21 protein-coding genes, 1 tRNA gene and 1 pseudogene are annotated in these 23,901 nt (G+C 66.9%); 12 read left to right on the top strand and 11 right to left on the bottom strand.

Features of this window, described 5'->3' with window-relative positions; translation table 11 throughout:
* Nucleotides 1-336 precede the first annotated feature (336 nt).
* Nucleotides 337-1,680: a carboxyl transferase domain-containing protein gene (locus tag ACZ51S_RS15940; protein ID WP_468961088.1), complete on the top strand. Its 1,344-nt coding sequence runs from the start codon at nucleotides 337-339 to the stop codon at nucleotides 1,678-1,680.
* 77 nt (nucleotides 1,681-1,757) lie between these two features.
* On the opposite strand, the gene ACZ51S_RS15935 is transcribed toward ACZ51S_RS15940, so the two are convergent.
* Nucleotides 1,758-3,017, bottom strand: coding sequence for an MFS transporter (locus ACZ51S_RS15935; protein WP_468478314.1), 1,260 nt, complete (start codon nucleotides 3,015-3,017; stop codon nucleotides 1,758-1,760).
* Between the two features lie 250 nt (nucleotides 3,018-3,267).
* Between ACZ51S_RS15935 and ACZ51S_RS15930 the strand changes: the two genes are divergently transcribed.
* Nucleotides 3,268-4,377, top strand: coding sequence for a carboxylate-amine ligase (locus ACZ51S_RS15930; protein ID WP_468478313.1), 1,110 nt, complete (start codon nucleotides 3,268-3,270; stop codon nucleotides 4,375-4,377).
* A 63-nt stretch (nucleotides 4,378-4,440) separates the two neighbouring features.
* Here ACZ51S_RS15930 and ACZ51S_RS15925 read toward each other — a convergent pair whose 3' ends face one another.
* Complete coding sequence (locus ACZ51S_RS15925) at nucleotides 4,441-5,427, bottom strand: helix-turn-helix transcriptional regulator (protein WP_468961086.1); 987 nt, start codon at nucleotides 5,425-5,427, stop codon at nucleotides 4,441-4,443.
* Between the two features lie 460 nt (nucleotides 5,428-5,887).
* Between ACZ51S_RS15925 and ACZ51S_RS15920 the strand changes: the two genes are divergently transcribed.
* Nucleotides 5,888-6,112 (top strand): hypothetical protein, encoded by a 225-nt coding sequence (locus ACZ51S_RS15920; protein ID WP_468478311.1) that lies wholly within the window; start codon nucleotides 5,888-5,890, stop codon nucleotides 6,110-6,112.
* 383 nt (nucleotides 6,113-6,495) lie between these two features.
* On the opposite strand, the gene ACZ51S_RS15915 is transcribed toward ACZ51S_RS15920, so the two are convergent.
* Both ACZ51S_RS15915 and ACZ51S_RS15910 read right to left on the bottom strand, forming a co-directional pair.
* Complete coding sequence (locus ACZ51S_RS15915; protein WP_468961084.1) at nucleotides 6,496-7,413, bottom strand: exonuclease domain-containing protein; 918 nt, start codon at nucleotides 7,411-7,413, stop codon at nucleotides 6,496-6,498.
* A 590-nt stretch (nucleotides 7,414-8,003) separates the two neighbouring features.
* Entirely contained in the window at nucleotides 8,004-8,858 is an 855-nt protein-coding gene (locus ACZ51S_RS15910; RefSeq protein WP_468961083.1) for a DUF4231 domain-containing protein, read from the bottom strand.
* A gap of 278 nt (nucleotides 8,859-9,136) precedes the next feature.
* Between ACZ51S_RS15910 and ACZ51S_RS15905 the strand changes: the two genes are divergently transcribed.
* Both ACZ51S_RS15905 and ACZ51S_RS15900 read left to right on the top strand, forming a co-directional pair.
* Complete coding sequence (locus tag ACZ51S_RS15905) at nucleotides 9,137-10,111, top strand: amino acid--tRNA ligase-related protein (RefSeq protein WP_468961081.1); 975 nt, start codon at nucleotides 9,137-9,139, stop codon at nucleotides 10,109-10,111.
* A gap of 635 nt (nucleotides 10,112-10,746) precedes the next feature.
* Nucleotides 10,747-11,742, top strand: coding sequence for a DNA-methyltransferase (locus ACZ51S_RS15900; RefSeq protein ID WP_468961078.1), 996 nt, complete (start codon nucleotides 10,747-10,749; stop codon nucleotides 11,740-11,742).
* A 63-nt stretch (nucleotides 11,743-11,805) separates the two neighbouring features.
* Here the strand turns inward: ACZ51S_RS15900 and ACZ51S_RS15895 are convergent, their stop codons facing one another.
* From ACZ51S_RS15895 to ACZ51S_RS15875, 5 genes are all read right to left on the bottom strand, one after another.
* Nucleotides 11,806-12,684, bottom strand: a complete 879-nt coding sequence (locus ACZ51S_RS15895) for a hypothetical protein (protein WP_468961075.1) — start codon at nucleotides 12,682-12,684, stop codon at nucleotides 11,806-11,808.
* A gap of 461 nt (nucleotides 12,685-13,145) precedes the next feature.
* Entirely contained in the window at nucleotides 13,146-14,996 is a 1,851-nt protein-coding gene (locus ACZ51S_RS15890) for an AAA family ATPase (RefSeq protein WP_468961072.1), read from the bottom strand.
* A 264-nt stretch (nucleotides 14,997-15,260) separates the two neighbouring features.
* Nucleotides 15,261-15,743 carry an NUDIX domain-containing protein gene (locus ACZ51S_RS15885; RefSeq protein ID WP_468961069.1) on the bottom strand — a complete coding sequence of 161 codons (483 nt, stop codon included), beginning with the start codon at nucleotides 15,741-15,743 and terminating at the stop codon, nucleotides 15,261-15,263.
* Nucleotides 15,744-15,753: 10 nt separating this feature from the next.
* Nucleotides 15,754-16,986 carry a helix-turn-helix domain-containing protein gene (locus ACZ51S_RS15880; protein ID WP_468961067.1) on the bottom strand — a complete coding sequence of 411 codons (1,233 nt, stop codon included), beginning with the start codon at nucleotides 16,984-16,986 and terminating at the stop codon, nucleotides 15,754-15,756.
* A gap of 372 nt (nucleotides 16,987-17,358) precedes the next feature.
* On the bottom strand, nucleotides 17,359-17,595 hold the full coding sequence (locus tag ACZ51S_RS15875) for a hypothetical protein (RefSeq protein ID WP_468961064.1): 237 nt from the start codon (nucleotides 17,593-17,595) through the stop codon (nucleotides 17,359-17,361).
* A 195-nt stretch (nucleotides 17,596-17,790) separates the two neighbouring features.
* Here ACZ51S_RS15875 and ACZ51S_RS15870 point away from each other — a divergent pair, with 195 nt between their 5' ends.
* The 6 genes from ACZ51S_RS15870 to ACZ51S_RS15845 all read left to right on the top strand — a co-directional run bounded on the left by ACZ51S_RS15870 (nucleotide 17,791) and on the right by ACZ51S_RS15845 (nucleotide 22,378).
* Nucleotides 17,791-18,300: a nucleoside-diphosphate kinase gene (locus ACZ51S_RS15870; protein ID WP_468961061.1), complete on the top strand. Its 510-nt coding sequence runs from the start codon at nucleotides 17,791-17,793 to the stop codon at nucleotides 18,298-18,300.
* Nucleotides 18,301-18,374: 74 nt separating this feature from the next.
* Complete coding sequence (locus tag ACZ51S_RS15865; RefSeq protein WP_468961058.1) at nucleotides 18,375-18,674, top strand: hypothetical protein; 300 nt, start codon at nucleotides 18,375-18,377, stop codon at nucleotides 18,672-18,674.
* 148 nt (nucleotides 18,675-18,822) lie between these two features.
* Nucleotides 18,823-19,413 (top strand): hypothetical protein, encoded by a 591-nt coding sequence (locus tag ACZ51S_RS15860; protein WP_468961055.1) that lies wholly within the window; start codon nucleotides 18,823-18,825, stop codon nucleotides 19,411-19,413.
* 39 nt (nucleotides 19,414-19,452) lie between these two features.
* Nucleotides 19,453-20,223: a hypothetical protein gene (locus ACZ51S_RS15855; RefSeq protein ID WP_468961052.1), complete on the top strand. Its 771-nt coding sequence runs from the start codon at nucleotides 19,453-19,455 to the stop codon at nucleotides 20,221-20,223.
* Complete coding sequence (locus tag ACZ51S_RS15850; RefSeq protein ID WP_468961049.1) at nucleotides 20,223-21,614, top strand: hypothetical protein; 1,392 nt, start codon at nucleotides 20,223-20,225, stop codon at nucleotides 21,612-21,614. Before ACZ51S_RS15855 ends, ACZ51S_RS15850 begins: the two co-directional genes overlap by 1 nt.
* Before the next feature lie 20 nt (nucleotides 21,615-21,634).
* Complete coding sequence (locus ACZ51S_RS15845; RefSeq protein ID WP_468961047.1) at nucleotides 21,635-22,378, top strand: class I SAM-dependent methyltransferase; 744 nt, start codon at nucleotides 21,635-21,637, stop codon at nucleotides 22,376-22,378.
* 88 nt (nucleotides 22,379-22,466) lie between these two features.
* Here the strand turns inward: ACZ51S_RS15845 and ACZ51S_RS15840 are convergent, their stop codons facing one another.
* Complete coding sequence (locus ACZ51S_RS15840; RefSeq protein ID WP_468961044.1) at nucleotides 22,467-23,006, bottom strand: zinc finger domain-containing protein; 540 nt, start codon at nucleotides 23,004-23,006, stop codon at nucleotides 22,467-22,469.
* 463 nt (nucleotides 23,007-23,469) lie between these two features.
* On the opposite strand from ACZ51S_RS15840, the pseudogene ACZ51S_RS15835 reads away from it, so the two are divergent.
* Nucleotides 23,470-23,598, top strand: a pseudogene (locus ACZ51S_RS15835) (tyrosine-type recombinase/integrase); the annotation flags it as partial.
* A gap of 134 nt (nucleotides 23,599-23,732) precedes the next feature.
* Here the strand turns inward: ACZ51S_RS15835 and ACZ51S_RS15830 are convergent.
* Nucleotides 23,733-23,806, bottom strand: a tRNA-Ile gene (locus ACZ51S_RS15830).
* Between the last annotated feature and the right edge of the window lie 95 nt (nucleotides 23,807-23,901).

Here is a 23,901-nt window from a genome sequence, read left to right as displayed (position 1 = left end):
GACCGTCCCCGGCCGCCCGCCTCGTCACTGAGGGGCCCGTCCCTCCGACTCTTGCCCCGTGACCGTTCTTTTGGGGGCTTCCCGGCAGTCCTTGTCTTTCCGGGGCGGGACGGCCTGTCAAGGGTGGAGCGAAGCGACATCGCGAAGCGACGCGACGAAGGAGCGCCCTTGACAGGCCGGCCCGAACCGGAAGGACGATGGGACTGACGGGAAACCCCCAAACCAGCCCCGACACCGCCCCGCCGGAACCCCGCCCCCGAAACCCCGCCCCGCCCCAGCCCCCGCCCCCGCCCCTAGTCCATGGCCTCGCGAGCGGGCTCCGCCTAGGGTGGCTGCGTGACGATCCGCCTCTCGGCCCGTGCCGCCATCGCCGCCCTCACCGATCCCCGTACGTTCGCCGAACTCCCCGTCCCCCGCGCGGAGTCCCCCGACGACGGCCCCATCGGCTGGACCGGCTACGACGCCTCCCGGGCCCGTGCCACCGCGCGGACCGGCGAGCAGGAGTCCGTCGTCATCGGCACCGCCCTCATTGGCGGCCGTCCGGCGGCGGTCATCTCCTTCGAGTTCGGCTTCCTCGGCGGCTCCCTCGGGCAGCACACCGGAGACCGGCTCGAGGCCGCGTACCGGCACGCCCGGGAGCGGCGCCTGCCGCTGGTGTCCCTGATCGCCACCGGCGGGTCCCGGATGCAGGAGGGGATGCTGGCGCTGACCCAGCTCCAGCGGGTGGCGCGGCAGTGCGTGCTCACCCGGGCCGCCGGGCTGCCGCAGATCGCGGTGCTGCGCGACCCGACCACCGGCGGCGGGTGGGCCACCCTCGGGGCGGGGGCCGACGTGGTGCTGGCGCTGCCCGGGGCGCAGGTCGGCTTCGCGGGGTCCCGGGTGCGGCCGGCGGACGCCGATCCGGCGGCCTACACCGCCGAGGGGCAGTACGCCGCCGGGCACGTCGACGCCGTCGTGCCCGCCGCGGAGCTCCCGGCGGCCGTCGCGGACTGGCTGCGGGTGCTGACCGCGCCGCGCCCGGACGGGGCGGTCGAGCCCCCGGCGGCGCTGGCCCGCGCGACGCCCCCGGAGACGGGCTGGGACGCCGTCCGGCAGGCGCGGCACCCGGACCGCCCGCGGGCGGAGGCGTACTTGCGGGCCTACTTCGAGCTGCGCCTGCCGCTGCGCGGCGACCGGGCCGGGGCCGCCGATCCCGGGATGCTGTGCGGGTTCGGGCTGCGCGGGGGGCGGGCCGTCGCGTACGCGGCCCAGTGCGGCACCGCCACCCGCCCGGCGGGCTACCGTACGGCGGCCCGGGTGATCCGCCTCGCGGACCGGCTGGGGATCCCGGTGCTCACCCTGGTGGACACCCCCGGCGCGGCCAACGACGCCGCCGCCGAACACGCCGGCGCCGGCCCGGCCATCGCCGACGCCTTCGCGGCGCTCGCGGAGGCCTCCGTACCGGTGACCACCCTGCTGATCGGCGAGGGTGGTTCGGGCGGGGCGCTCGCCCTGGCCGCGCCCGAGAACACCTGGGTCACCCCGGACAGCTACTTCTCGGTGATCGCCCCGGAACTGGCGGCGGCCATCCTGAAGCGCCCCGCGGAGGAGGCCCCCGCCACGGCGGACCAGCTGCGCATCCGGCCGCAGGACCTGGTCGCCCTCGGGGTGGCCCGGGGGATCGTCGCCCCCGCGAGCTGAGCCCGTCCCGCAAGCTGAGCCCGTCCCGCGAACGGCGCCCCGCGCCAACGGCGTTCCGGCACGGAGGCGCGCGCCCGCTACGCCTGGGGCGAGCGCGCGTCGTAGCGGGCGAACGAGCGCCACCGCGCGGCGAGCCCGCACAGCACCAGCACGCACGCGACTCCTCCCCCCGTGACGGCCACCGTCGGCGAGGTCAGGTCGGCGACGGTTCCGGCGAGGAAGTCCCCCAGCCGGGGTCCGCCCGCGACGACCACGATGAACACGCCCTGGAGGCGCCCCCGCATCTCGTCCGGGGTGGCGGCCTGCATCATCGTGCTGCGGAACACCATCGAGACGGTGTCGGCGCAGCCGGCCGCCGCCAGGAAGACCAGTCCCAGCCAGAGGTTCCGCGTCAGGCCGAAGACGGCGATGGCCAGCCCCCACGCCCCGACGGAGAGCAGGATCGCCAGCCCGTGGCGCCGGATCCGGCCCTGCCAGCCGGAGAACAGCCCGCCCAGCAGCGCGCCCACCGCGGGGGCGGCCACCAGCAGGCCGACCGTCTTGGCGTCGCCGCCGTACCAGAGCACGGCGACGGCCGGGAACAGTGCCCTCGGATGCGCCAGCACCATGGCGGCCAGGTCGGCGAAGAAGGTCATCCGGATGTTGGGGCGGGTCCCGAGGAAGCGCAGGCCGTCGAGGACGGAGGCCCGCCCGCCCTTGGTGCGGCCCTCCGGCAGCATCGAGGGCAGCCGCCACATGGCGTACAGGGCGGCCGCGAAGGTCACCGCGTCGACGAGGTAGGCCGCCTGGTAGCCCCACCAGCCGACGATCACGCCGCCCAGCACCGGCCCCAGCATCGTCCCGGAGGTCATGGTGACGGAGTTCAGGGCGTTGGCGGCGGGCAGCTGCTCGGGCGGCAGCAGCTTGGGGATCATGGCCGAGCGGGCGGGTCCGTTCAGCGCCCCGCAGACGGACTGGAGGGCGACGACGGTGTAGAGCAGCCAGACCCGGTGGTAGTCGAGCAGCGCGGCCGCGGCCAGGCCGAAGGACAGGACGGTGAGCCCGCTCTGGCTGTAGAGGCCGAGCTTGCGCCGGTCCACGGTGTCGGCGATGGCGCCGCCGTACAGGCCGAAGGCGACGAGCGGGACGAGCGAGAAGAGCCCGACCAGGCCGACGGAGAAGCTGGAGCCGGTGATCTCGTAGACCTGGAGCGAGATCGCGAGGGCGGTCATCGCCTGGCCCATCCAGGAGATGGTGCCGCCCACCCACAGCCGCCGGTAGTGGGCGGAGGTGCGCAGCGGGGTCAGGTCGGCGAATACGCGTCGCGCGGGTCGGAGGGGGGAGGCGGTACCGGTCACACGGGATGGTAACCAGGCCCGTCTAGCGCCGCCCTCGAGCCCGGCGGGCGTGCACCCACCGGCCACGCCCTCACCACGCGGAGCCGGGGCCCCACGGCGCGCCCGATCTTACCGCTAACTCGCCACTATCACCCGAGATTTGACCGGATCGACGTACCCTCCACGCCTCCTGTTCGGCTCATGATGAAAAGACTCGTATGTCCAGGGAGGCGTAGTGATCGAACCTGGCAACAGCACAACGAGCGCCATCGTGAGCGGGGTTCCCGTCCCCCTCACGGTCGGGGTCGAGGAGGAGTTCCTGCTCGTCGACGCCACCACCTTGCGGGTGGTCCCCGCCGCTCCGCTCGTCCTCGCCACCGCCGCCGGGCTCCCGCAGCAGCTGCACGCCGAGGGGACCCGGTACCAGGTGGAGATCTCCACTCCGGTCGCGGATTCGGCGGTGACCCTCCGCGAGGAGCTCGCCGTCCTGCGGCGTTCCCTCTCCGCGGCGGCCCGTGAACACGGCTGCCGGCTGCTGGCCGCCCCCTCGCCCGTGATGGCGGTGGAGGGGCCCCTGCACCTGACCGACGACGAGCCGCGCCAGCGGGAGCAGCACCGGCGGTTCGGCGCGCTGACGGACACCCTGGTGAGCTGCGGCCGCCACATCCACATCGGCACCCTCGACGTGGACACGGCGGTGGCCGTGTCCAACCGGGTCAGACCGTGGCTGCCCACGCTGATCGCGCTGGCGGCCAATTCCCCCTTCTGGGGCGGCCGGGACACCGGTCACTCCAGCTGGCGGGCCATGGCCTGGTCGGGCTGGCCCTCGGCGGGGCTGCCCCCGCACTTCACGTCCACGGCCCACTTCCGGCACTCCGTGCAGACCCTGCTCGGCTCCGGGGCGGCCCTGGACACCAAGATGGTCTACTGGGACCTGCGTCCGTCCGGGAACTGGCCCACGCTCGAGATCCGGGCGCCCGACATGTCGTCGGACATCGACACGGCCGTGCTCCAGGCGGAGCTGGGGCGCGCCCTGGTGGCCTCGGCGCTGCGCGCGATCGCCGAGGGCCGGCCGGAACCGCCCGTACGGGACGACGTACTGCGTCTCGCGCGCTGGCGGGCGGCGCACGACGGTCTGGAGGGCTTCGGCCTGGACCCGTACACGGGCGCCGAGATCCCGGCCGCCGCTCTGGCGGAGGCGCTGCTCGACCTGGTGGCCGGGGACCTGGCCGCCGTGGGTGATCTGGACCACGCGGCCAAGACCCTGGGCGGGCTGCTGCGCGACGGGTCGGGGGCCGCCCGGCAGCGTACGGTCTTCGCCCGCCGCGGGGACCTCACGGACGTGCTGCGCCACCTGGTGGAGGAGACGGAGAACTTCTAGCCGGTTCCCCCCGCGGCCGCGGCCGCGGATGCCCGCTCGGGGCGTCCGCGGCCGCGGTGCCCCTCAGAGCCAGCCGCGCTGGGCGGCGCGCAGGCCGGCCTCGAAGCGGCTGGTGGCGTTGAGGCGTTCCATCAGCGCGGCCATCTGGCGGCGGACGGTGCGCAGGGACACCCCGAGCCGCTTGCCGGCGGCCTCGTCGGTCAGGCCGGAGGCCAGCAGCTTGAGCAGTTCGCGTTCGCCGGCGGTGATGCCGTCGTCGGCGGGGTGCTCGCGGGCGGCACCGAGCGGGACGGCCTGTTCCCAGGTCTGCTCGAAGAGGCTGACGAGGGAGGCCACGATGCCGGGGGCGGTGGTGCAGAGGGCGCCGAGCCTGGAGTTCGCGGGGTCGATGGGGACCACTGCGGTCTTCCGGTCGAAGATCACCAGGCGGGGCGGCAGTACCGGGCTGGTGCGCACCTGGGCCCCGAGGTCGGTCTCCCACTGCACGTAGGCCAGGGTGGCGGGGTCGTTGCGCACGCTGTCCTGGTAGACCGACCGCAGCTGGACCTTGCGCCGCAGGGCGTCCTCGTCCAGTGGCCGCGAGGCGTCCAGGCTGGCCTGGGACTGGGCGCCGCCCGGCATGATCGAGAGGCATTCGACGGTGAGGCTGCGGGTGAGGACCTCCAGCCGGGCCTGGATGGCGTCGAGGCCCACGAGCCGTTCGGCGCCGTCGGACTCCGTGTTCGGCCGCAGTCCCGCGAATTCCGCGACCGCGCGGGCGGCGGCCGCCTTGCTCGCCGCCAGCTCCTGCTGACGGCGGACCAGTTCCTCCTCCTGGCGGCGCAGGATCTGCTCCAGTCCCGCCTCCGGGCTGACGGCCCGCAGCCCGCCCGCGTGGTCGCGCGAGGGGGTGAGCAGATCGAGGTCGACGAGCCGGTCGAGCCCCTCGCGCACCTCCGCCTCCGTGATCCCCAGCCGTGCGCCCAATTCGGCCACCCCGCCGGTCGGATCGGCGAGCATCTCCCGGTAGACGGCCTCTACGAGGGTGTCCAGTCCCAAAGCTTCCAGCATGCTTGTGCCCCCCGGCCTGTTGGTCCCGGCGGATGAAGTTCCGCCGCGGGTTGATCCTAAAGGTGCGCAGGTCGGGCCATAGGCAGTCTCTTTCGATCTTGTTCGCCGGGCCCGCTCCCCATCCGGCGGCCGGGCGTGGCGGGCCGGTGGAGCGACCGGTTGCCGGCAGCCGTCGGGCGCCTCGGCGACGCCCGCGGGGGCGGAGCGGATCTGGCCGGATCCCGTAGGGGCTATCGGGACGGCACCTTCGCCCCTGTCACCTTCGCCCCTGTCACCTTGGTGCCTGTCACCTTGGTGCCATCGGAATCCTCTTCTCCCTCTATACGGCGCCCAGCAGGATGGTGCTCACCGGGACGGCGGGGCGCGGAGCCCCACCCCAGGCCAGGGACGAAAGGCCGGACCGGTGCAGCGCGCCCATCCACACCGCACTGAAGCCGCTCGTGTTCCGCAGGGGGATTCCATGTCTCGCACCGCTCGCCTGATCGCTGCCGCCGGCGTCACCGCTCTGCTGTCCTGCACCGCCGCCGTCGCGGTCACCGCCGGCCCGGGCACCATCGGCTGGGACTCGGTCCAGGCGGCCACGGCTCCGGGCACCATCGGCTGGGACTCGGTCCGGGCTGCCGGCCCCGGGACGATCGGCTGGGACTCCGCCGCCACCGACGAGCGCACCATCGGCTGGGACTGACCCGCGGTCCCTTGCCCTGCCCGCCCACCCCGCCCCAGAAAACGCCGAAGCCGCAGGTGCAATCGTTTCTGCACCTGCGGCCTGCGGTGGGGCGGGTGGGACTCGAACCCACGGCCGACGGATTGTGAGTCCCGAAGAGATCGTCCAAGACGATCACCCCTGACCCCCACGTGTCCTTACTTGCCTGGTCAGCGACCCTTGTCGTCCAGCTGAGTGAGCCCCGACGGGCTCGGACCGCATCCGTCCGAGCCCGTCCGCTCACGCATCGCTCACGCACAGATTGATCCCTGATGTGCGCTGACCTGTACGTTCACCTCCAACGGGGATCGCTCCCCGCTTAGATATCGAGCTGAGGCGGGGCGTCCAAGAGGCCGGGCCGGGCCTCAGGAGCCCAGGCGGCGCAGAAACTCGTCCTCATCCAGAACCTCAATGTCCTGCCCGGCTTCGAGCAGGGCCTGCGCCTTCTTGGCCTTGCCGCTCAGCGTGTCGCCAGGCTTGAGCTGGGTCTGGGAAGCAGAGACCAGGATGTTGGTCTTCCTGGTCATGTTCTCCGCGGGCTGTGCACCAGCCGCGGCGAGCCGCGCGAACGCTTCGTCTCTCTTCATCGACGTGAGGGCGCCCGTGATGCACACCGTGAGCCCATACAGCTCCCCTTCCGGGTTTGCGTTCGGGTCCGCCCCGGGCACAGGCTTCCGCTCGCCCGAACCCTGGTACTGACTCCCCCGCCACTGTCCATCGGGGGTCATGGAACCCCAGCGGATCTGGTGCTTCGCCAGGAGCTCATCCAGCGACACCGCCCCCGCCTCACGCATCGCGGCGAGCATGACCTCAGCCGCGGCGCGGGCGTCTGCCTCGGCGTTATGGTGATCAGCGAAGGGGAGGCCGGCAGCATCCATGCAGAAGGTAAGCCCGTAGCTCAACAGCTTCCAGGTACGTCGGGCAACAACCTGCGAACAGGTGTACTGAACTTCAGGCCAGCCGATCCCTTCGGCATCACATGCGGCTCGGATCACGCTCATGTCGAACCCAGCGTTGTGGGCCACGAGCGGACGGCCCTCAGCGAAGGTCAGGATGTCGCGCAACACCGCGCCCCACTCGGGCGCCGCTGCCACGTCACCGGCGGAGATGCCGTGGATCCCCACGTTGTACGGATTGAAGTGCCCGTGCGCCGCGGGCGGCTGAATAAGGGCCGACCAGGTGTCCACCACCCGTCCACCATCCACGGCCGCCAGTCCGACGGAGCAGGGGCTCGCCCTGTGTTCGTTGGCCGTCTCAAAGTCGATCGCTACCCATGAAGACATGACGCAAGTGTCATGAGGTAGTCATTGACGCAACAGCGTCGAAATCGCCAATCATGGCTTGGAATCACGCATTCGGTTCACCCCCCTCCGAGCTCTCCACAGAGTTCGGGCGGCTCTGGGCGACGATGGAGGCAGCATCCGGGCCGGGAGGAAGCCTCCACTCAACGACCTGGAGGCCAGCCAATTCGATGATCTCCTCCGGGACTCCCAACCGACGTAAAGGGGTCGCCCCGTACTTGTCGAGCCAGGCTCGGCGTCTGGCTTGCTCATCCGGGCCCAGTACCGTCCAACAGTCGAGAGCTACCCCTGGCGTACCGCTCTTCTCCATCGGGTGCTGGGCGGCCACGTGCCGAACGAAAGCGATGTTTGCAGGGTCCTGAGCGAGAGCGACGAGGCACCAGGCCGTCGTGCGCGACAGGGACGCTCCGTGCGCGCCCCTGAGGCGCCAGGCCCTCCACTGCCAACGCGGCGCCAGCAGCCAACGGATCACGTGTGGCTTCATATTCTGCATCGGAGCGCGAGCCAGCTCCGGGAGCATGACCTGCGCAGGGGGCAGTGTCGCGCTACCCATTCACTGACGGCCGTCGCGCTCAACCCGCTCGCTCCTCGCTCGAGGAGCTTGACTGCTCGAGCTGCAGTTCACGCTTCCTCTGCTCTTCCTTCAGCCGTTCAACGAATCCTGCATATTTCCGAAGACGCTCACCTTCAGAAAGGGGGACATCGCCATGGCCTGCATAATCATCGAGCATGAACTGAGATGCGTTGTAATGCTTCTCAATCTCGTCCGCCGTCGACTGAAGGTTGTACCCACGCTCACGGAACTTGAAATACCCCGTTACACCAGCCGAGATGCCGACGAGCGCGCTCAGAGCAGACGTAATAATCCGAAGAACCAGACTACTGCCCTCATTCATCGCGGTCAGCGTCGAAGTGACGATCGATCCCGTGATGATGATCAGCTGGAAGAAATTATGGATGCGCCGGTTAGCGTTAGCCGACTTCCGATACTGAGCGATGAGGTCAAGTGAGGCCTCCCGATAGATCCGAAGACCGGAAGGCGAGTCGAGGGGCAGGTCGGCTGCCGCCGTCTGCCGGTCCTGGAGCGCATTACGCAGCGCGCCCGTACGGTCTACGATCTTCCTGCGGTTCTTCAGGAGCAGCCACCCCATTGCCACCCAGAGGCAGGTGACGGCGACTAGGCCCGCATAACGAGCAAATGCCGGCTTGGTCTGCCAGAGCCCCACGATGACCGTGTAGCCCAGAAGGGCAGCAAGCGTGATCGCACCTGCTAAGCACAGCCAGTAGATGCGCTGGAAGGTGCGAGACGCCTTGAGATCTGCTTCGATCTCATCGAACTCCTTGAGCCGTCTCCGGTAAGCCTCCTGCAGACGTCGCTCATCCTCTTCCGACAGAAACGAACCCGGCCCCTCAACCCCAGCTGCCACCGCTCCCCCAAACTACCCAGCGACACAAGTTCGCGAGAATAGAGAAGGACCAGAAAGTTCAGCAAGAGTTCACCACCAGCCAAAGGGGCTAAGGAAAATCAGGCCAAGATCTAATTGACCGAAACACACTCACCCGATCAGGCACATCTCGCACAGGCGGGCGGTTTTAGCCATGATCAGGTGATCCCCAAGGGCCCAAATCGAACGCAAGTGCTCATCTTGCGCGACCACTCCGGCATGGTCCAGCTGACCCAAAAACGCGACGGCAGCTGGAGTCCGTGCTCGAGTCCCCTGACCCCGAGTCCGCCGTGCGGATCACCGGACGCGCCTTCGACGCGTCACAGGTCGAGCTCGGCGGCTTGGAGCTCGTCCCCGAGTCGGTCGAGGTGCTGAACCTGGCGGAGGCCCTGCTGCCGATCGGCGAGCGCACCGGGCCCGAGCACCGGCTCGACTGGCGGTTCCTCGACGTCCGCAAGCGGGAGACCGCCCAGCTGGTGTTCACGGTGCAGACGACCCTGGAGCAGGGGCTGCGCGAGTACGCCATGAAGCACGGCTGCACTGAGATGCACACCCCGAAGCTGATGGGGACCGCCTCGGAGTCCGGGGCGGAGGTGTTCAAACTCGGGTACTTCGACCGCTCGGCATACTTAGCGCAGTCGCCGCAGTTCTACAAGCAGATGGCGGGGGCCCCCAGTATCGACCGCGTCTTCGAGATCGGGCCGGTCTTCCGGGCCGAGCCGTCGTTCACCTCCCGGCACCCGACCGAGTTCACCGGTGTAGACATCGAACTGTCGTGGATCGACGACGTCGAGGACACCATGGCCTTCGAGGAGCGGATGCTCACCCACGCCATCGCCAAGGTCGCCGAGGTCCACGGGGAGCGGATCCGCGAGATCTTCGGGGTCGACATGGCGGTGCCTGAGACGCCGATCCCGCAGATCACGATGGCCGAGACACAGGAGGTCCTGCGGGCCGGCGGTTTGGACTCGGAGGGGATGAAGGAGGACCAGGACCCAGACGGTGAGCGTCGGATCGCCGCGCACATGAAGGAGCGGACCGGGCGCGAGTTCGCGTTCATCACGCACTACCCGGCGAGCATCCAGCCCTTTTACCACATGCGCCCGGAGGGGCAGCCAGACCTGACACTCAGCTTCGACTTGCTGTGGAAGGGCCTGGAGGTCACCACTGGAGCTCAGCGTGAGCATCGCACCGACGTCCTGCTGAAGCAGGCGGAGGACAAGGAAAGGGCATGAGCACCGAGCCGATGCAGGACTCCCTGACACATCTTCCGCTTCGGCTGCCCGCCCCACAGCGGCCTCGGCGCCGGCCTGGGCCGCATCCTCATGGCCATACGGCTTGGAGTCCATCCGCGAGGCAGCCTTCCTCTTTCGCGGACCGAACCGACTCACCCCATGACTGCCGCGATCTTCTGAGCACCGTTCGAGCTCACAGAGCAGCGGAAGCTACACGCTCACCTGACGGGCACTCACTGATCTCTGTGACGAATCTGCAGGTCAGAGGGGCTCGACGAGCTAATCGTCAGGCTCTATACTCGACAAGTCACACGGCCAGGGAGCCACCTCAACTCTTTCCAGATACAGCTCCAGCGCAGAGTTGATAATTCCGAATTCAGGAAACACAGAAAGGCGGTCTCGAGGCAATGGCAAGTACGCCGCCCAGCGGAGTCCGGGCGAGCCGAGACCGCAGAAAGTCTAATTCCGCAGGAGAAGCAAGCGGGAGTCCCACAGCTGTCGAAGTTCCACTGTTCGATGAGGTCCCAAACGCCTTGCTTCCCGCAGAATATGCCTCGGAGTTCAGGAAAGCCGAGCAGCCCACCGTAGAAGTGCAGGTCGGGGATGCCCGAAACGTAGCCCTAGGCGATGACACAGTGGACCTCATCGTCACCTCCCCTCCCTACTACCAGAAGCGAGACTACGGCGTTTCCGGTCAGATTGGGCAAGAGACCACTCCTCGTGCCTATGTGGACGCGATGATGGAGTGCCTGAAGGAGTGGAGGAGAGTACTTCGCCCCACCGGCTCCGTCTTCCTCAACGTGGGCGACTCTTACGTAAAACGCTCCCTCGCCGGGATTCCGAGTCGAATCGAGGCAGCCGCCATTGACGACGGCTGGCTCGTGCGAAATAGGATCATTTGGGCAAAAGATGGTGGCATGCCCGAACCAGCCCGGAACAGGCTGGCCGGCAGGCATGAATACATCATTCACCTGACCCCGCGTCCGACGTATTACTACGATCTTCATGGCTACTCGAACGACGTAGGTAACGGCGCTAACCCGGGCGACGTCTGGCGAATCAATCCCGAACGGAACATGAGTCGCCACCTCGCCCCGTTCCCTACGGAAATCGTCCGCCGTGCAGTCCTGCTCGCCTGTCCACTGGTCGTCTGCGGCAAGTGCGGAACTCCCAGCGAACGGATCATTGAGCGCACTGCCCAACTTGATCCGACACGCCCGCAGGCGCGACGAGCCATGGAACTAGCGAAGGAAGCAGGGCTTACCTCGCGGCACATCGCGGCCATCCAAGCGACGGGGGTGTCCGACGCCGGCAAGGCCCTCAAGGTACAAACAGGAACCGGTAGAAACGCGGCCGATGTTCAAGCCCTGGCCGCGGAAGCAAAGAAAGCTCTCGGGGGCTACTTCCGAGAATTCACCTTTGCGCAGAAGCGCACGACAGGTTGGACGCGCTGCCAGTGCCCTGAAGACGCCCCGCTGCAACGTGGCGTGGTCCTCGACCCATTCATGGGTACTGGCACTACGCTGAAGACCGCTTTCGCAATGGGCCGTACTGCTGTTGGTGTTGACCTCAATCCGATCACCGACAGCAAGTTCGCCGAGGTAACGGGCCAAGGCAGAAATACCAGCTGACATGCCAGGGTGCGGGCCGGGAAGTCCAATCAGGACTCCCGGCTTCGCACCCATACTTGTCTGCTACAAGGCTGGCGACGCAAAAGGCACACCCGCGAGGATCATCTTCGCCAGCTCATGAAATCCTGCGACGTTTCCTTCAGGCCGCTCCGGGTCAACGCCGATGGCGAGTACGCGCCCACCGACCTGAGACGTGAAATCGTAGAACTTCTGCGGAATGGGACGCGGAGTGTAGTAGATGATTGCACCCTGACCCGTTTCACCAAGCCCGGCATTGGAGAAGTACCCCAGCATTTTGTAGATCTCTTCTGTTGGCACTCCAGATCGTTTTCTCAGTTTCGGATCAACATAAAATACATTGTCGCCGACAATCACTGTGAAATCTGGCCTACCTCCAAGTCGCCCGCCTGGACGCTTCCAGGCCACTTCTGCACCAACAGCCGTTTTTGCCAAGTCGTACTGAAAGCGGACAGCAACATCCGTCTCACCGGCAGCCCATGAGAATACGGGCAGCTTGGAGAATTCTTCAACTTCCGGAAGATCCTGGCCAAGCAACTTTGAAATAGTGCCAGCCATCTCTCCTAGAGACCAGAGCTCGAACAGGGTCGCATCAAACGACGAGTCATAGAAAAGCCACGCCAGCTCGCCCGGATCAAAGGTTGGCGGCGAAGCTGACATGATCCGACGCACCCATGAGGCCAACAGCTCGTACGGTTCTCGATTCCCCACATGGCCAGCGTCAAGGCGCCCGTCTACGTTTTCCAGGACGGCGAGAGCCCATTCTCGGCTACCCATTCGCGCAACCTCACCGCGATGCTCTGAGAATTCCGGCGAAAACGAGAGTGCTGCGAGGCGTTCCAGCAGCGCATCAGCTTCTTGACACTCCCTGCTGCCGACTGGCGCAGCAGCCGCCACCAGAGCCTGCTCGATCTCAGTCTCCACCCAAGCAAGTGAGTAGCACGCAAGAAGGTTTTCGGGTGTACGCGAGGAACGTTCGACTCTCAATACGGGATAAATAGACGGAACTCGGACTTCAGCCCGCCGAGTCGCCCATCGCGCTACGTCGAGCCTTCCTGCTAGTGCGCCTACGGAATCACTTCGTTTTACGCGGTAACGGAAGTTCGGGCGATCGAGAACCGACTCGAGTATCGTGACCAAGCTCAGGCCGGCAGCGAGGGACACTCTAAGCCTCAATCCGGAAAGAGCCCGAGCCGGTGATCCTGGTTCGCCGTAATCTCCTCCCGCCACTCCTCCGCTGGCCTCCGTCAACTTCTCTCGAAGCCCACGCGAAAAATACGTGCCGATGAGAGGAAGCGCGCCATAAGTGGCTGCAGCCCTCCCCTCCTCACTGAAGTAGCCATTAGACTGCCAAGAATCAGCTACTCGGCTTTCACTCCCCACGCCTACCGCACCGATTGTGTGTTGCGTAGATGACGGATGGCACGACGAGTTTCACTGAGCGCGCTCTGCTGGCTGTCAAAATACTGCTGCACTTGCAAGATGTGAGAAGCCCGCAGAGTGCTCATTTGAGGCACAATGCGGTCGGCGAACGCAGCATCAAGCGCCCTCCGCAGGTCGTCTTCTTGAACGTCAGGCACTGCAGCCATGGTCAGCAGCACAGCCTTCCAAAGATCTACTGCCTGGGCGCTGCCAATCGGCCAGGAAAGCTCTTGCCCATCGGCACTTCCCGTCTTGCCGTATCGTAGCCACTGGAAGATTCCGACGATCGTATCCTGAATCGAGGAGATAGCCGTCTTGGCCTTACCTTCGGGTGCACCGTTAAGCATCTCAGGGTACTGCCTACCCAACCATGCGGATGCTTGGCGGCGGCAGAGATCAACCTCTTCCTCAACCTGAGCCTCCTCAGGGACGCCTACATAAACAAACTGGAAGCGCCGAGTTAGCCCCTGCGAGATCGAATTAACAAACGATGTATCCACATCGTTCATGGTTCCAATGATGCGAAACCTCCCTGGAACCCAAAGAAGACGTCTCGCTGGCTCCTGCTCAAACCAAAGATCAATGGGCGTCGACCGCAGGTGCCCACCGTCAGTGGACGAGAGCACGGTGTACAAGCCGCCTACAGCACGATCAATATCCGACCGGTTCAGCTCATCGATGATCAGCCAGCTGGAGGTGGTACTCGAATCGCTTGAAGAGCCATCTTCCTCGTCTTCTTGCATCTTCTTCGCGCAAGCTAGTGCTGCCGTTGGCACGACGCCCAGCACGGGCTCGAGAGATCCGTTATTTGTCGGGCGCAACCCGCCTATTACTTCGTACGTAGTCCAGTCAGCGGTAGCCGTCGTGATCAGAGTATCCGCTGAAAAGGCCTCGGCAAGTAGACGTGCCAGCGTGGTTTTGCCAGTTCCGGGCGGGCCTTGAAGTACAAGATTGCCGGACAGTAGGGCGACGACACACCGCTCAATCAGAGAATCTTCGTCCGGCAGAATGAGGTCGCGCTCGTCAGCAAGTGACTTCACGACCTCAACCATCGCCCTAATGTCGGCTCCGACAAAGGACCGAGTCGAGTAATCTCGCGTCCACTCGTAGCCTTCAGTGGAGCTCGAATCGACTTCTGCCGGGTTGACTACGGCCGTTTCCTTGGGCGAGATTGGAGGCTCCAGGAGAAGTCCGAGCTCCTGGCTGGCAGGTTCCAACTGGAGGGGAATCGCATCTTCTAGAGACATGTCACCAAAGAGCTCATCCATCTCTTCTGTGGAGAGATGAAACTTATCGCGAAATTGCTTTACAAGACCTGCGACCGCCAGCTCAACACCGTCAGGGAAATCTTGTCGATCCCGGAGGAACCAGGCGATAGAGTCCACCAGCGGAAGCTTCTTCCCCTTCAATTGCTGAACGAGAATCTTCGCCCATTCGGCGCCAGTGCCTGGCTTTAGCGCAATATGGACACTAGGCCCGTCCTTGCTGACACTAAGGACTGCCAACAACTTCTTATTGGGGCGCTCAAGTGTCGTCTTCAAACTACCGACTGGCCAACCACCGTTCTTCTGGTCCTTGTTCCAGCGGCCACTGAACGGTTCATACCATTTGTACGGTTCCCTGCCAGCTGCGCCGAAAAGATCATCGCAGGCCTCCCTCATGGCCTGGTTACTGATGGTCAACGTCTTCCCGTGCTCCAGGCCCATACGCTTCAGGACCAGCAGCTTGGCCACGTCCGAGCCGGCCCGGGCAGTGCCCACCGACGACAAGGCATCGGCTGCTTGGATCACACGCTCGGCTGAGATCTGCGCCACACAAACTCCATCTGACTCAGTTGACCAGCAGGAGACAAGCTCAGCTTGCTTCCAAAGCGATCATCGAAGCACACAAACCGCTGCTTTGGGCGAGTTCGGCTGACAGACGACGAGCTCGGGAATGGTCACCGCCCGCAAGCCCGCATCGCAGGGCCTCTGCACGTCGGCGGAGCTTGCGCGCAGTGGCTCGCGCGACGGGATGATGCCAGCTCAGCCGAGGTAGGGGTACGCGCCGCCGACGTTGGCGTCGTTTCTCTCTGTGGGCTACGCCCGCGATGCTGGCGCTACACCATGCTCCAGATAGACAGTGTTGCCGTCCACCCGGGCCTGGATGGCGGCCACGACTCGACGCGCCAGGCGAGGGATGGTGAGCTCCGTTACCTGGTCGGCGTTGTGGAAGTCGTAGCCGCGGAGCTCGTCGGCTTGTAGTGCGATCTGGCGGCAGTCATCTGCGCTCAGGCGGCCGCCGTCGAAGAGGTAGAGGACCTTGTCCCCCTCGCCCGGGTTCGGCGCCCAGTCCACGACGAGGAGGCGGCCGATGTGCGGTTTGATGCCGAGTTCCTCCTGGACCTCACGCACACAGGCCGCTCGAGGCGACTCCCCCTCCTCAACGTAGCCCCCAGGGATGTCGCGGTAGTCCTTGTAGGACGGCTCGACGAGGAGGACTCGATCGGCTTCGTCGAAGAAGAGAGCGCCGGCTGCCATGCGCGGGCGGGCCATCTTCGCTTCGTGCTCGTTCTCGCTCACGGATCGGACTCTAGCTGCCCGCGACGATGCCCAGTCTGCGGGCCAGGTCTGCGACGGGATGGGCAGGCCGGCCCCTGGTGCCGCGTATCCAGCCGATGACCAGTTCTCGGCTCAGGTAGTGGTGGCGGACCTGCTCGGGGGCCGCCTGTTCCGCTTCCAGCAGGACGGCCAGGGCTTCGTCAGTGCGGTTCCAGGAGCTCAGTGCCCTGGCGACTTCGAGGCTGTGCCGTACGCGCCGCTCCACGGGCAGGCCGGTCGTGTCGATTCGTGAGCCCAGGTCCGCGGCGATCTGGATGTCGCCGAGTTCGCCGGCGGTGGCCACGCAGTGGATCGCCACGTTGGTCGGGCCGAAGGCCGTCCACATGTGATTGGCGTCGGCGCCGAGTCGTTGCGCCGCCTCGTTTGCCTCGCGGAGGAATGCCTGCGTGGTCGCCCGGTCTTCTGCACGTGCGGCGGCCATCGCGCCTGTGAGGAACAGCGTGCCGTACACCGAGAGGTACTCATCGTTGGCGTTGCCGAGCTCGGGCTGCATGACAGCTGCCGCGTCGTTCACCAGCTGGACCGCGGCTGTGAAGCGTCCGGTGGCCAGGAGGCAGTGCGTGACCGCTCGGAAGAGCGATCCCGTGACTTCACTGCGGCCACTGTGCTGCGCTGCTGCCAGACCGCGGTCCGCGGCGATCCACGCCAGCTCGGACTCTCCGACCTTGCCCAGCACCATGGCCGCCCCGTGGTAGGCGAGAGCGAGCAGGGCGTGTGCTTCCTCCGCCTCGTGCCCCGTGTAGGCGCGGGACGCGACGAGGGCATCGGCCAGTACGAGGGGGAGACGTCGGGTGGCGAAGCCGTACCGAGACGCCTGGTAGGCATCGAGCACGTCGCCCACGTCGCCGCGGAGGTCCTGTACGGCGGGTGGTTCCTCGTCGCTGGCCGCTCCAAGTAAAGGGGCGAGCTGCTTGTAGTCCATGAGCGTTTCCCGCAGCGCGGGAACCGTGCGGTGGCCGCTGTCGGCTGACCACTCCATGAGAGCCGGCTCGGCGAGCAGGTCTCCGAGGGAGACGTCGAGGGCGTCGGCGAGTGAGGTGATCACCGAGAGGCGATCGAGCTCGATCCGGTTGTTCTCCGCTTTGCTCAGCCAGTCCGTGGTGCGGCCGACAAGGCCGGCCAGTACCTCTTGGGAGAGGCCGCGCCGGCGCCGGTACCAGGCGACGCGCTCGCCGATGGTCAGGTTCTCTGTCATACCTCGCATGTCCTGATCATCACCTCGTGGCCGAAGTGAACCCCGGAAGGTTTTTCCGGGGTGTCACCGGGCGCCCTGGCTACTGTCGCAGCAGACCGAGAACACTGCTGGGAGATGCGAACAACTCGTTCTGCATCGACTGGCTTTGGCTAACGATGCTCGTCCGTTCCGCCCGTCTTCTTCAGGCAGAGAGATCGGAGATGGCCCAGCCATGACGCCCGCACCGCGAGATCCCGAAGGAGCGGTCCAGGCCGTATCGCAGCGCCCCGTGACCGTCGAAGCCGCAGCCGGCTGGAGTTCGCTGCCGGAGTGGCTCACGGTCCGCGCGCTGGTAATCGACACTGGCACCGGCCGCCGGGGTGAGGTGCAGCCGTGGCCCTACTACTCCGAGAGGCCACCTACCAGTGCCTGGCTGCGGCCGGAGGGCGGCGGGAAGGAGTGGATGGCGCCGATCGACGGCCTCAGGCCGGCCCACGGCGATCCGGCCGCGTGAAGCCTCAGCAGCTGTGGCAGCGGTTCGAGTGGGGGAGCGGGAGCTGCTTCCGCTGCGAACGGCTTGAAGTCGAGGTGACCGTCATCGGCTCCATCGTCGTGGGCGACGTCGAGGTCGAGATCCACGCGTGCAGGAAGTGTGTTTTCCGCCTGGAACAGCTGCACTGGGTCCTCGTCGGACGACAGTCTCGGCCACTTGGCCGATAACCCTTCTATCTGTCAACTAACTTGCACAGAAGGGGCTTTCGCCGCCGGTAACCTCAGGCGGACGAGGCGCTGAGCGCCCGTCATATGGCTTGCCTGAAAGCTGAAAGGGAATCGATGGCCCAGGATCAGGAAAACACCGTGGAGCGCACGCTCGTCCTCCTCAAGCCCGACGCTCTGGTCCGCGGCTTCGGCGGGAAGATCATCGCCCGCTTCGAGGACGCGGCTCTGAAGATCGTCGGCGTCAAGATGAAGCAAATGGACGCCGAGTTCACCCGGCGCCACTACTTCGACCTGGAGGAGCGGCTCGGCCCGGAGGTCTACAACCTCACCGCGACCTTCATGCAGCAGGGTCCGGTCATCGCGCTCGTCCTGGAGGGCTTCGACGCCGTCGCGACGGTCCGAAAGATCGTCGGCAGCACGTACCCAAACGACGCCCCCGCCGGAACGATCCGTGGCGACTTCTCGCACTACAGCCGCGGCGCCAGCGCCGCCTCCGGGAAGGCCGTGGCGAACCTCGTGCACGCCTCGGGCAACAAGGAGGAGGCCGACATGGAGGTGGACCTCTGGTTCGACAAGGACGAGCTCCACAACTACCGCACCCTCGCGGAGATCTTCACGTACTGAGCCCGGACCGATGTCACCTATCGGCTGTCGACGCGTTGAACACCACCAGGCACCACCGTAGGAGAGAAGACATCATGAGCAACCCGACCCGCGTCGCCTCCGTAGCCGAGCTGGAGAACGTCTTTCAGCAGGAGCTGGCCACCGACCTCTGGGCCGCGGCGGAGACCGCCTTCGCTCTCGCCACCCGCAGCCGTGACATCGGCGACTGGGCCAAGTCCCGTGAGTGGGCCAAGCAGTGCCTGACCCTGCTGGCCGGCTTCCCGGACGAGACCGAGGGCGACGTCGCCACCAAGCGGGTGTCCGTCGGCGGGGTCCCGCTGCCGAACTACCTGCACGAGGGCGTCGTACGCGACCGCTTCGGCGACCTCGACTGACGTACAACCACGGCGGCGGTGCGGCACGCGGCCGCGGACCGCACCCCGCCGTTCGCTGATCAACCACACATCGCATCCAACCGAGCCACCCCCATGCGTGGCCTGGCTCGGGCGGATCACCCATGCCCGATTCCGGAAGGGAGCCCCTGTGGCCATCGAGATCGAGATGCGCGCCCGGTTCGACAAGGACGCCTACGACCAGCTCCTCGACCGCCTCACTGCGGAGGCCGAAGACGTCGGCTGCGACGACAAGAACATCTTCTTCTACGTGCTCCCGGACCAGCTGCTGAAGGTCACCGACAACGTGGCCGCCGGCTCGGCGAAGGTCACGCTCAAGGCCAGCAAGATCGGCCAGGGCTCCGCCTTCCCCGAGACGGAGATCGCCATCGGGCGCGAGGACGTGCCTGCCGCGGTACGGATCTTCAACGCCCTCGGCTTCGAGGGCACCATGCACCAGGCGTTCAACCAGCGGCACAACTTCCGCTTCCGCGGCGTCGAGATCGCCGTGAAGTGGAGCGAGGCCTGGGGCCACCACGCCGAGTTCGAGGTGCTCCTGGACGAGTCCGCGGGGACCACGGCACAGGAGGAGGCCGCCGCCCGCATCCGCAACGTCGCCGACGAGCTCGGCATCCGCCTGATGACCGAGGAGGAGCTCGCCGACTTCACGGCCGCCTTCGAGGCCGCCGAGCAGGAGCGCAAGGAGAAGGACGCGGCCACCGTCGCCGCGCCCGCCAGCTAGGCATTCGCTGTCGTAGACCACCACGAGGAGGTGGGTCCGATGAGCACGACCTCGCCGGCCGACAGTCTGGTCGAGCTGGCTGCACGCAAGCAGCTCCCGCATCACCAGTACACCGATCCCGCCACCGTACGCTGGATCACCGCCAATCGGCCGGACTTCCCCGACGGCCCGCCTCCTCCCACCCTCCGGCCGAGCTCGCAGGAGATCGTGACCCGCGCGGCCATCCCCCGCGACTGGCTCGCCGAGCCCAAGTGCCATGACTCCCTCCACGGAGTCCGGCACGCCATGCGCACCGCCGCCCTGGCGGCGCTCCTGGCCGAGGCCACAGGGCTCAGCGGCAACGACACCGCCACCCTCATCCTGGCCGCGGCGGTCCACGACTGCCGCCGCCTCCACGACAAGGACGACCGCGGCCACGGCGCCCGGGGAGCCATCTGGCTCACGGACAACGCCGACACCATCTGGAGCCACTTCGGACTCACCCCGACACCCAGCCGCATCGCCGCCGCCGGCACAGCCGTCCGCCTCCACGACGTGCCGTACGAGCATTTCTCCCCGGACGACCGCACCGACCACAGCCGCGCCGAGACGATCAGCGACCTGCTGAAGGCCGCCGACGCTCTGGACCGCTACCGGTTGCCCAAGCTCACCTGGTGGCCTGACCCCGCCCAGATCCACTGCGAGGCATTCGACGACTTACGCGCCACAGCCTTCGAGCTCGTCATCCGCTCCGAGTCGGCGTGGCTGGCGGGGGCGAGTAGCGCGGACGCCGTGTTCACCGGGCTGGCACAGCTGGAGCTGATCAGCTGATGGACTTCATCGACGCCTACGAGCAGTGGGCCGACGCCCACGCGTTCTTCGACACCACGCTCATCCCGAGCCCCGCCGACGTCCAGGATCCGCTCGCGAGCCAGACCGCGGCGTGGGAGGACCGCTTGGTCGACACCCCCAACGGCCGACTGCTTCGGGACAACGCGCTCTTCCGCGCGCTGAGCGGGGACGGCAAGCTCCACCTCCTCCACGTCACGCACGCCCTGGAGCAGATCAGCGAGCACGGCACGCTCTACCCCTCCGGTGGCTGCCTGGTCGGCAGCGTCTACTGCGCGCCCCTCACAGCGACCGAGCGCGGCTTCCGCATGCACAACCTCGGCGAGTACATCCTGACCAAGGAAGCCCCTGCCTTCGCCGCCAAGGCCAACGCCTCGGGGCGGACGCCCACGCCGCTGATCTTCGAAGTGACTCTCCCGTCGCAGGCGTACCGGGGGCTGGCCGGCGTGGACTACCTCCGCCTCGGCTCGATCCACCTCCAGATCTACATCCGCCTGGAGTACCTGCTCTCCAAGACTGAACGCCACCAGCTGCGCGAGACCATCGTCAGCCGGATCAAGAACTCCACAGCCTTCCTCGCCCTGGCGGCTGCCGTCGCCTACAAGGGCGCGGCCGTCCAGTCCGACAGGTTTCTGCGGCTGCTGGACGAGACGATCCCCCGCCTGCCGATCCTCGGCTATGTGTACTTCGAGGCTCTGGCCGAGTACCTGATGCTGCACTCCGCCACCCCTGGTACGCGTGAGCGGGCCGAGCGCGGCGAGTTCGACAACTGGCTCTACAAGGAGATGTTGTTCGCGTCCTTCCCGGATATGGCGGGCAAGTTCGACCTGGCCAAGTTCCGGCCGTCGCCCGCTGACCTGGCCGCGCTCCTCGCGCGGATCGACCCGGGCCTCGACGTGCGCCACGCCCGTAGCTACCTGACCGAGCGGATCAGCCACCTGGTCGCGGTCCGCCTCTTCACGCCCGGGCAGGTACCCGAGGCCTGGCACCGCACCCGCTGGGAGTTCGACAGCCTCTCCACCCAGCTCGGGCCACTCCTCGGCCACCTCATCCACCGGGAGCTGCGCACCTTCGGCCGGTACCCGGACTTCTACTTCTACTTCGACCAGCACAAGGCGCTACAGGCGTGGAACTACTGGAACCACATGGACATCATCACGCCCTTCAACGGGACCATTCCGAAGGGCGAGATCGGCATCAACCCCGCGTACCCGGACCTGGCGTACCGGGTCTGGCGAGCTGAGCAGGACGACAGCGGCCGCCTCCAGCCCGCCGAGGAGCTCAACCTGACCATCGCCCCGCGCCTGGTCGACATCAAGTACACGCTCATGCGCAACAACCAGTGGACCGCCTCGGCCGCTGGCACCGCCTGATGCGAGAGGACACCGCTCCGATGAACGCCCACCGCACGAACGGCACCTCCATCGACCACCTCGGCGAGCAGATCACCACGCTCCTCGCCGACCCCGCGACCACACACGGCCTGGCCCGGACGCTCCGCGCCGCGGCCAAGGAGATCGAGCTCAGCCGGTACCACAGGGTCAGCCAGAGGGCCTTCCCCAGCGGCCGGATCGACGCGGCCCCCAAGAACATCCAGGTCGGCGGCGGCGCCCACCGCATCGACGGCTTCTTCAACATCGACGCCGTACCGCCGGCCGACCTGCTGTGGGACGTCCGCGAAGGGCTGCCGCTCCAGGACAGCACGGTGGAGGTGCTGTTCTCCGAGCACTTCCTCGAGCACATCGACTACCCGATCTCCGCCAAGCAGTACGCCCGCGAAGCCCACCGCGTCCTCGCCCCCGGCGGCCAGCTCATCACCGGCGTTCCAGACGCGTCATTCGTCCTCAGCCGGTACCCCGCCAGCCCTCAACAGGCCGAGGAGATGATCGACCGCTGGTACGCCAAGCGGAACTGCCGCGACGACATCAACACCTACCTCGACCTGATCAACTATGTCTTCCGCGACCAGGACGACGACCCCACGTACACCCCGCACCTCTGGGCCTACGACCTCGACAAGCTCCGCCAACTGTTCACGGAGGCGGGCTTCAAGACCGTCGAACCGTGGCAGTTCGACGCCACCATGGCCAACCCGAAGCGCGAATGGGCCAGCGTCTACGTCATCGCGACCAGGTGACCTGCGTCTCGGCCAGTCCAGGCCACCTGGTCACTGCCGGGTGGAAACGGGCAGAGGAGAAAACGTTCAAGGGCCCGAGGCCTGGGGGCTACGCGGCGAAGGTTTCGTGGCGTGCCTGGAGCGCCCGGTAGGGGGCGAGGGCACGGCGAGCCTCGGCCGGGATCGGGCTCCCCGTAGCCGCCACTCGTGCCGCGACTGCCGCGGCCGGTTGCCTGCCGGTCAGCTGGCGCTGCTCGACTGGCGGGGTGAGGCTGGCAGCAACGGCTTGGCGGCCGGCCCGGATCTCGGCCAAGTAGGCGACCGTGTCATCGGGGTCGGCTTCCGGGACTGGGTCGACGTGTCGCTGGAGGAGCTCGGCGCGGCGGGGGGCCCAGGCCCTGAGGATGTCGGTCGGTTCAATAGACCGGTACTGCGCGGTGCGGTCGCTCCCTTGCTGCTCGTAGAAGCGGTCCACGGCGTGGACCGCGTCCCAACGGACCGATTCCAGCACAGCAGGGACGCTGGCAAGCGCATCGCCCCACGGCCGGATGAGCTCAGCAGCCTGTTGGTGCGTGGACATCAGGCGACGCAGGCGGCTGTCGAACGTGCCGGCGTGGTTGAGCAGCGCGGCCACTTCTTGCAGATTCATTCAGACGCCTCCGTCCTGGGGTGAGTGGGACGACGTCCGCGGTCGGATTTGAAGGGAAGGTGCGCTGGTCCAGATCAGCCCAGGCCCGGAGCCAGTAGCGGGCGGACTTGGGAGCGTCTCCGGGGGTGGTGCGGCGGGCGACGACCCCGACCAGGGCGTGTGTGCCGTGGTGCTTGATGAGGTCTTCGAGGTTGTGCTCCTCGCTGGGGCTGAGGTTCCAGTGGACCGTCAGGCCCTCCGCTTGCATTGCGAGCGCGAGCTGGCGGACGGGTTCGCTTCCCACGGAACAGGGAGAGGTCGCGCGCGGCTGCTGTTCTTTGTGTTGCTTCTGGTTACTTGCGTTCTGGGGGCCTGTGACCGGCTCCCTGGGGACCTGTGACAGGTCCCCAACCGGGCCTGATACCGATCCCCTGAGGGCCTCCTGCACACCCGGGCCGGTGAGAGGCCCGGGCTTCTCACCAGCCACACGATCAAGGAGACCTTGCGGCACTCCACGATCACGCTCACTTCGGACACTTACACGAGCCTGCTGCCCGAGGTGGACAGGGCTGCCGCGGAGGGTGCTGCCCGGGTCGTACCCCGGGCTCGGCAGGCGGTGGGCTCGGATACCGCCGCTCACGCATCGCTCACGCACGAGGCCCGAAACGACAGAGTGCCCCGGCCCAGGAAGCCCGGGCGGGGCACTGAAGTCGCTGGTCGAAACGATTCTGCTGACCAGGTCTGCGGTGGGGCGGGTGGGACTCGAACCCACGGCCGACGGATTATGAGTCCGCTGCTCTAACCGGCTGAGCTACCGCCCCTTCACGGCGTGGCGCGTACATGTGTGCGCGCCGTCTGCCGCAGCATAGCCGCTCATACGATCTCCTGCCTCGGATGCCCCGCATGATCGGCTGCG

This window comes from Streptomyces sp. NPDC034043 (assembly GCF_055575675.1).
The sequence above is the reverse complement of the archived record's forward strand: the minus strand, read 5'-3'. Positions and strand labels throughout refer to the sequence as shown.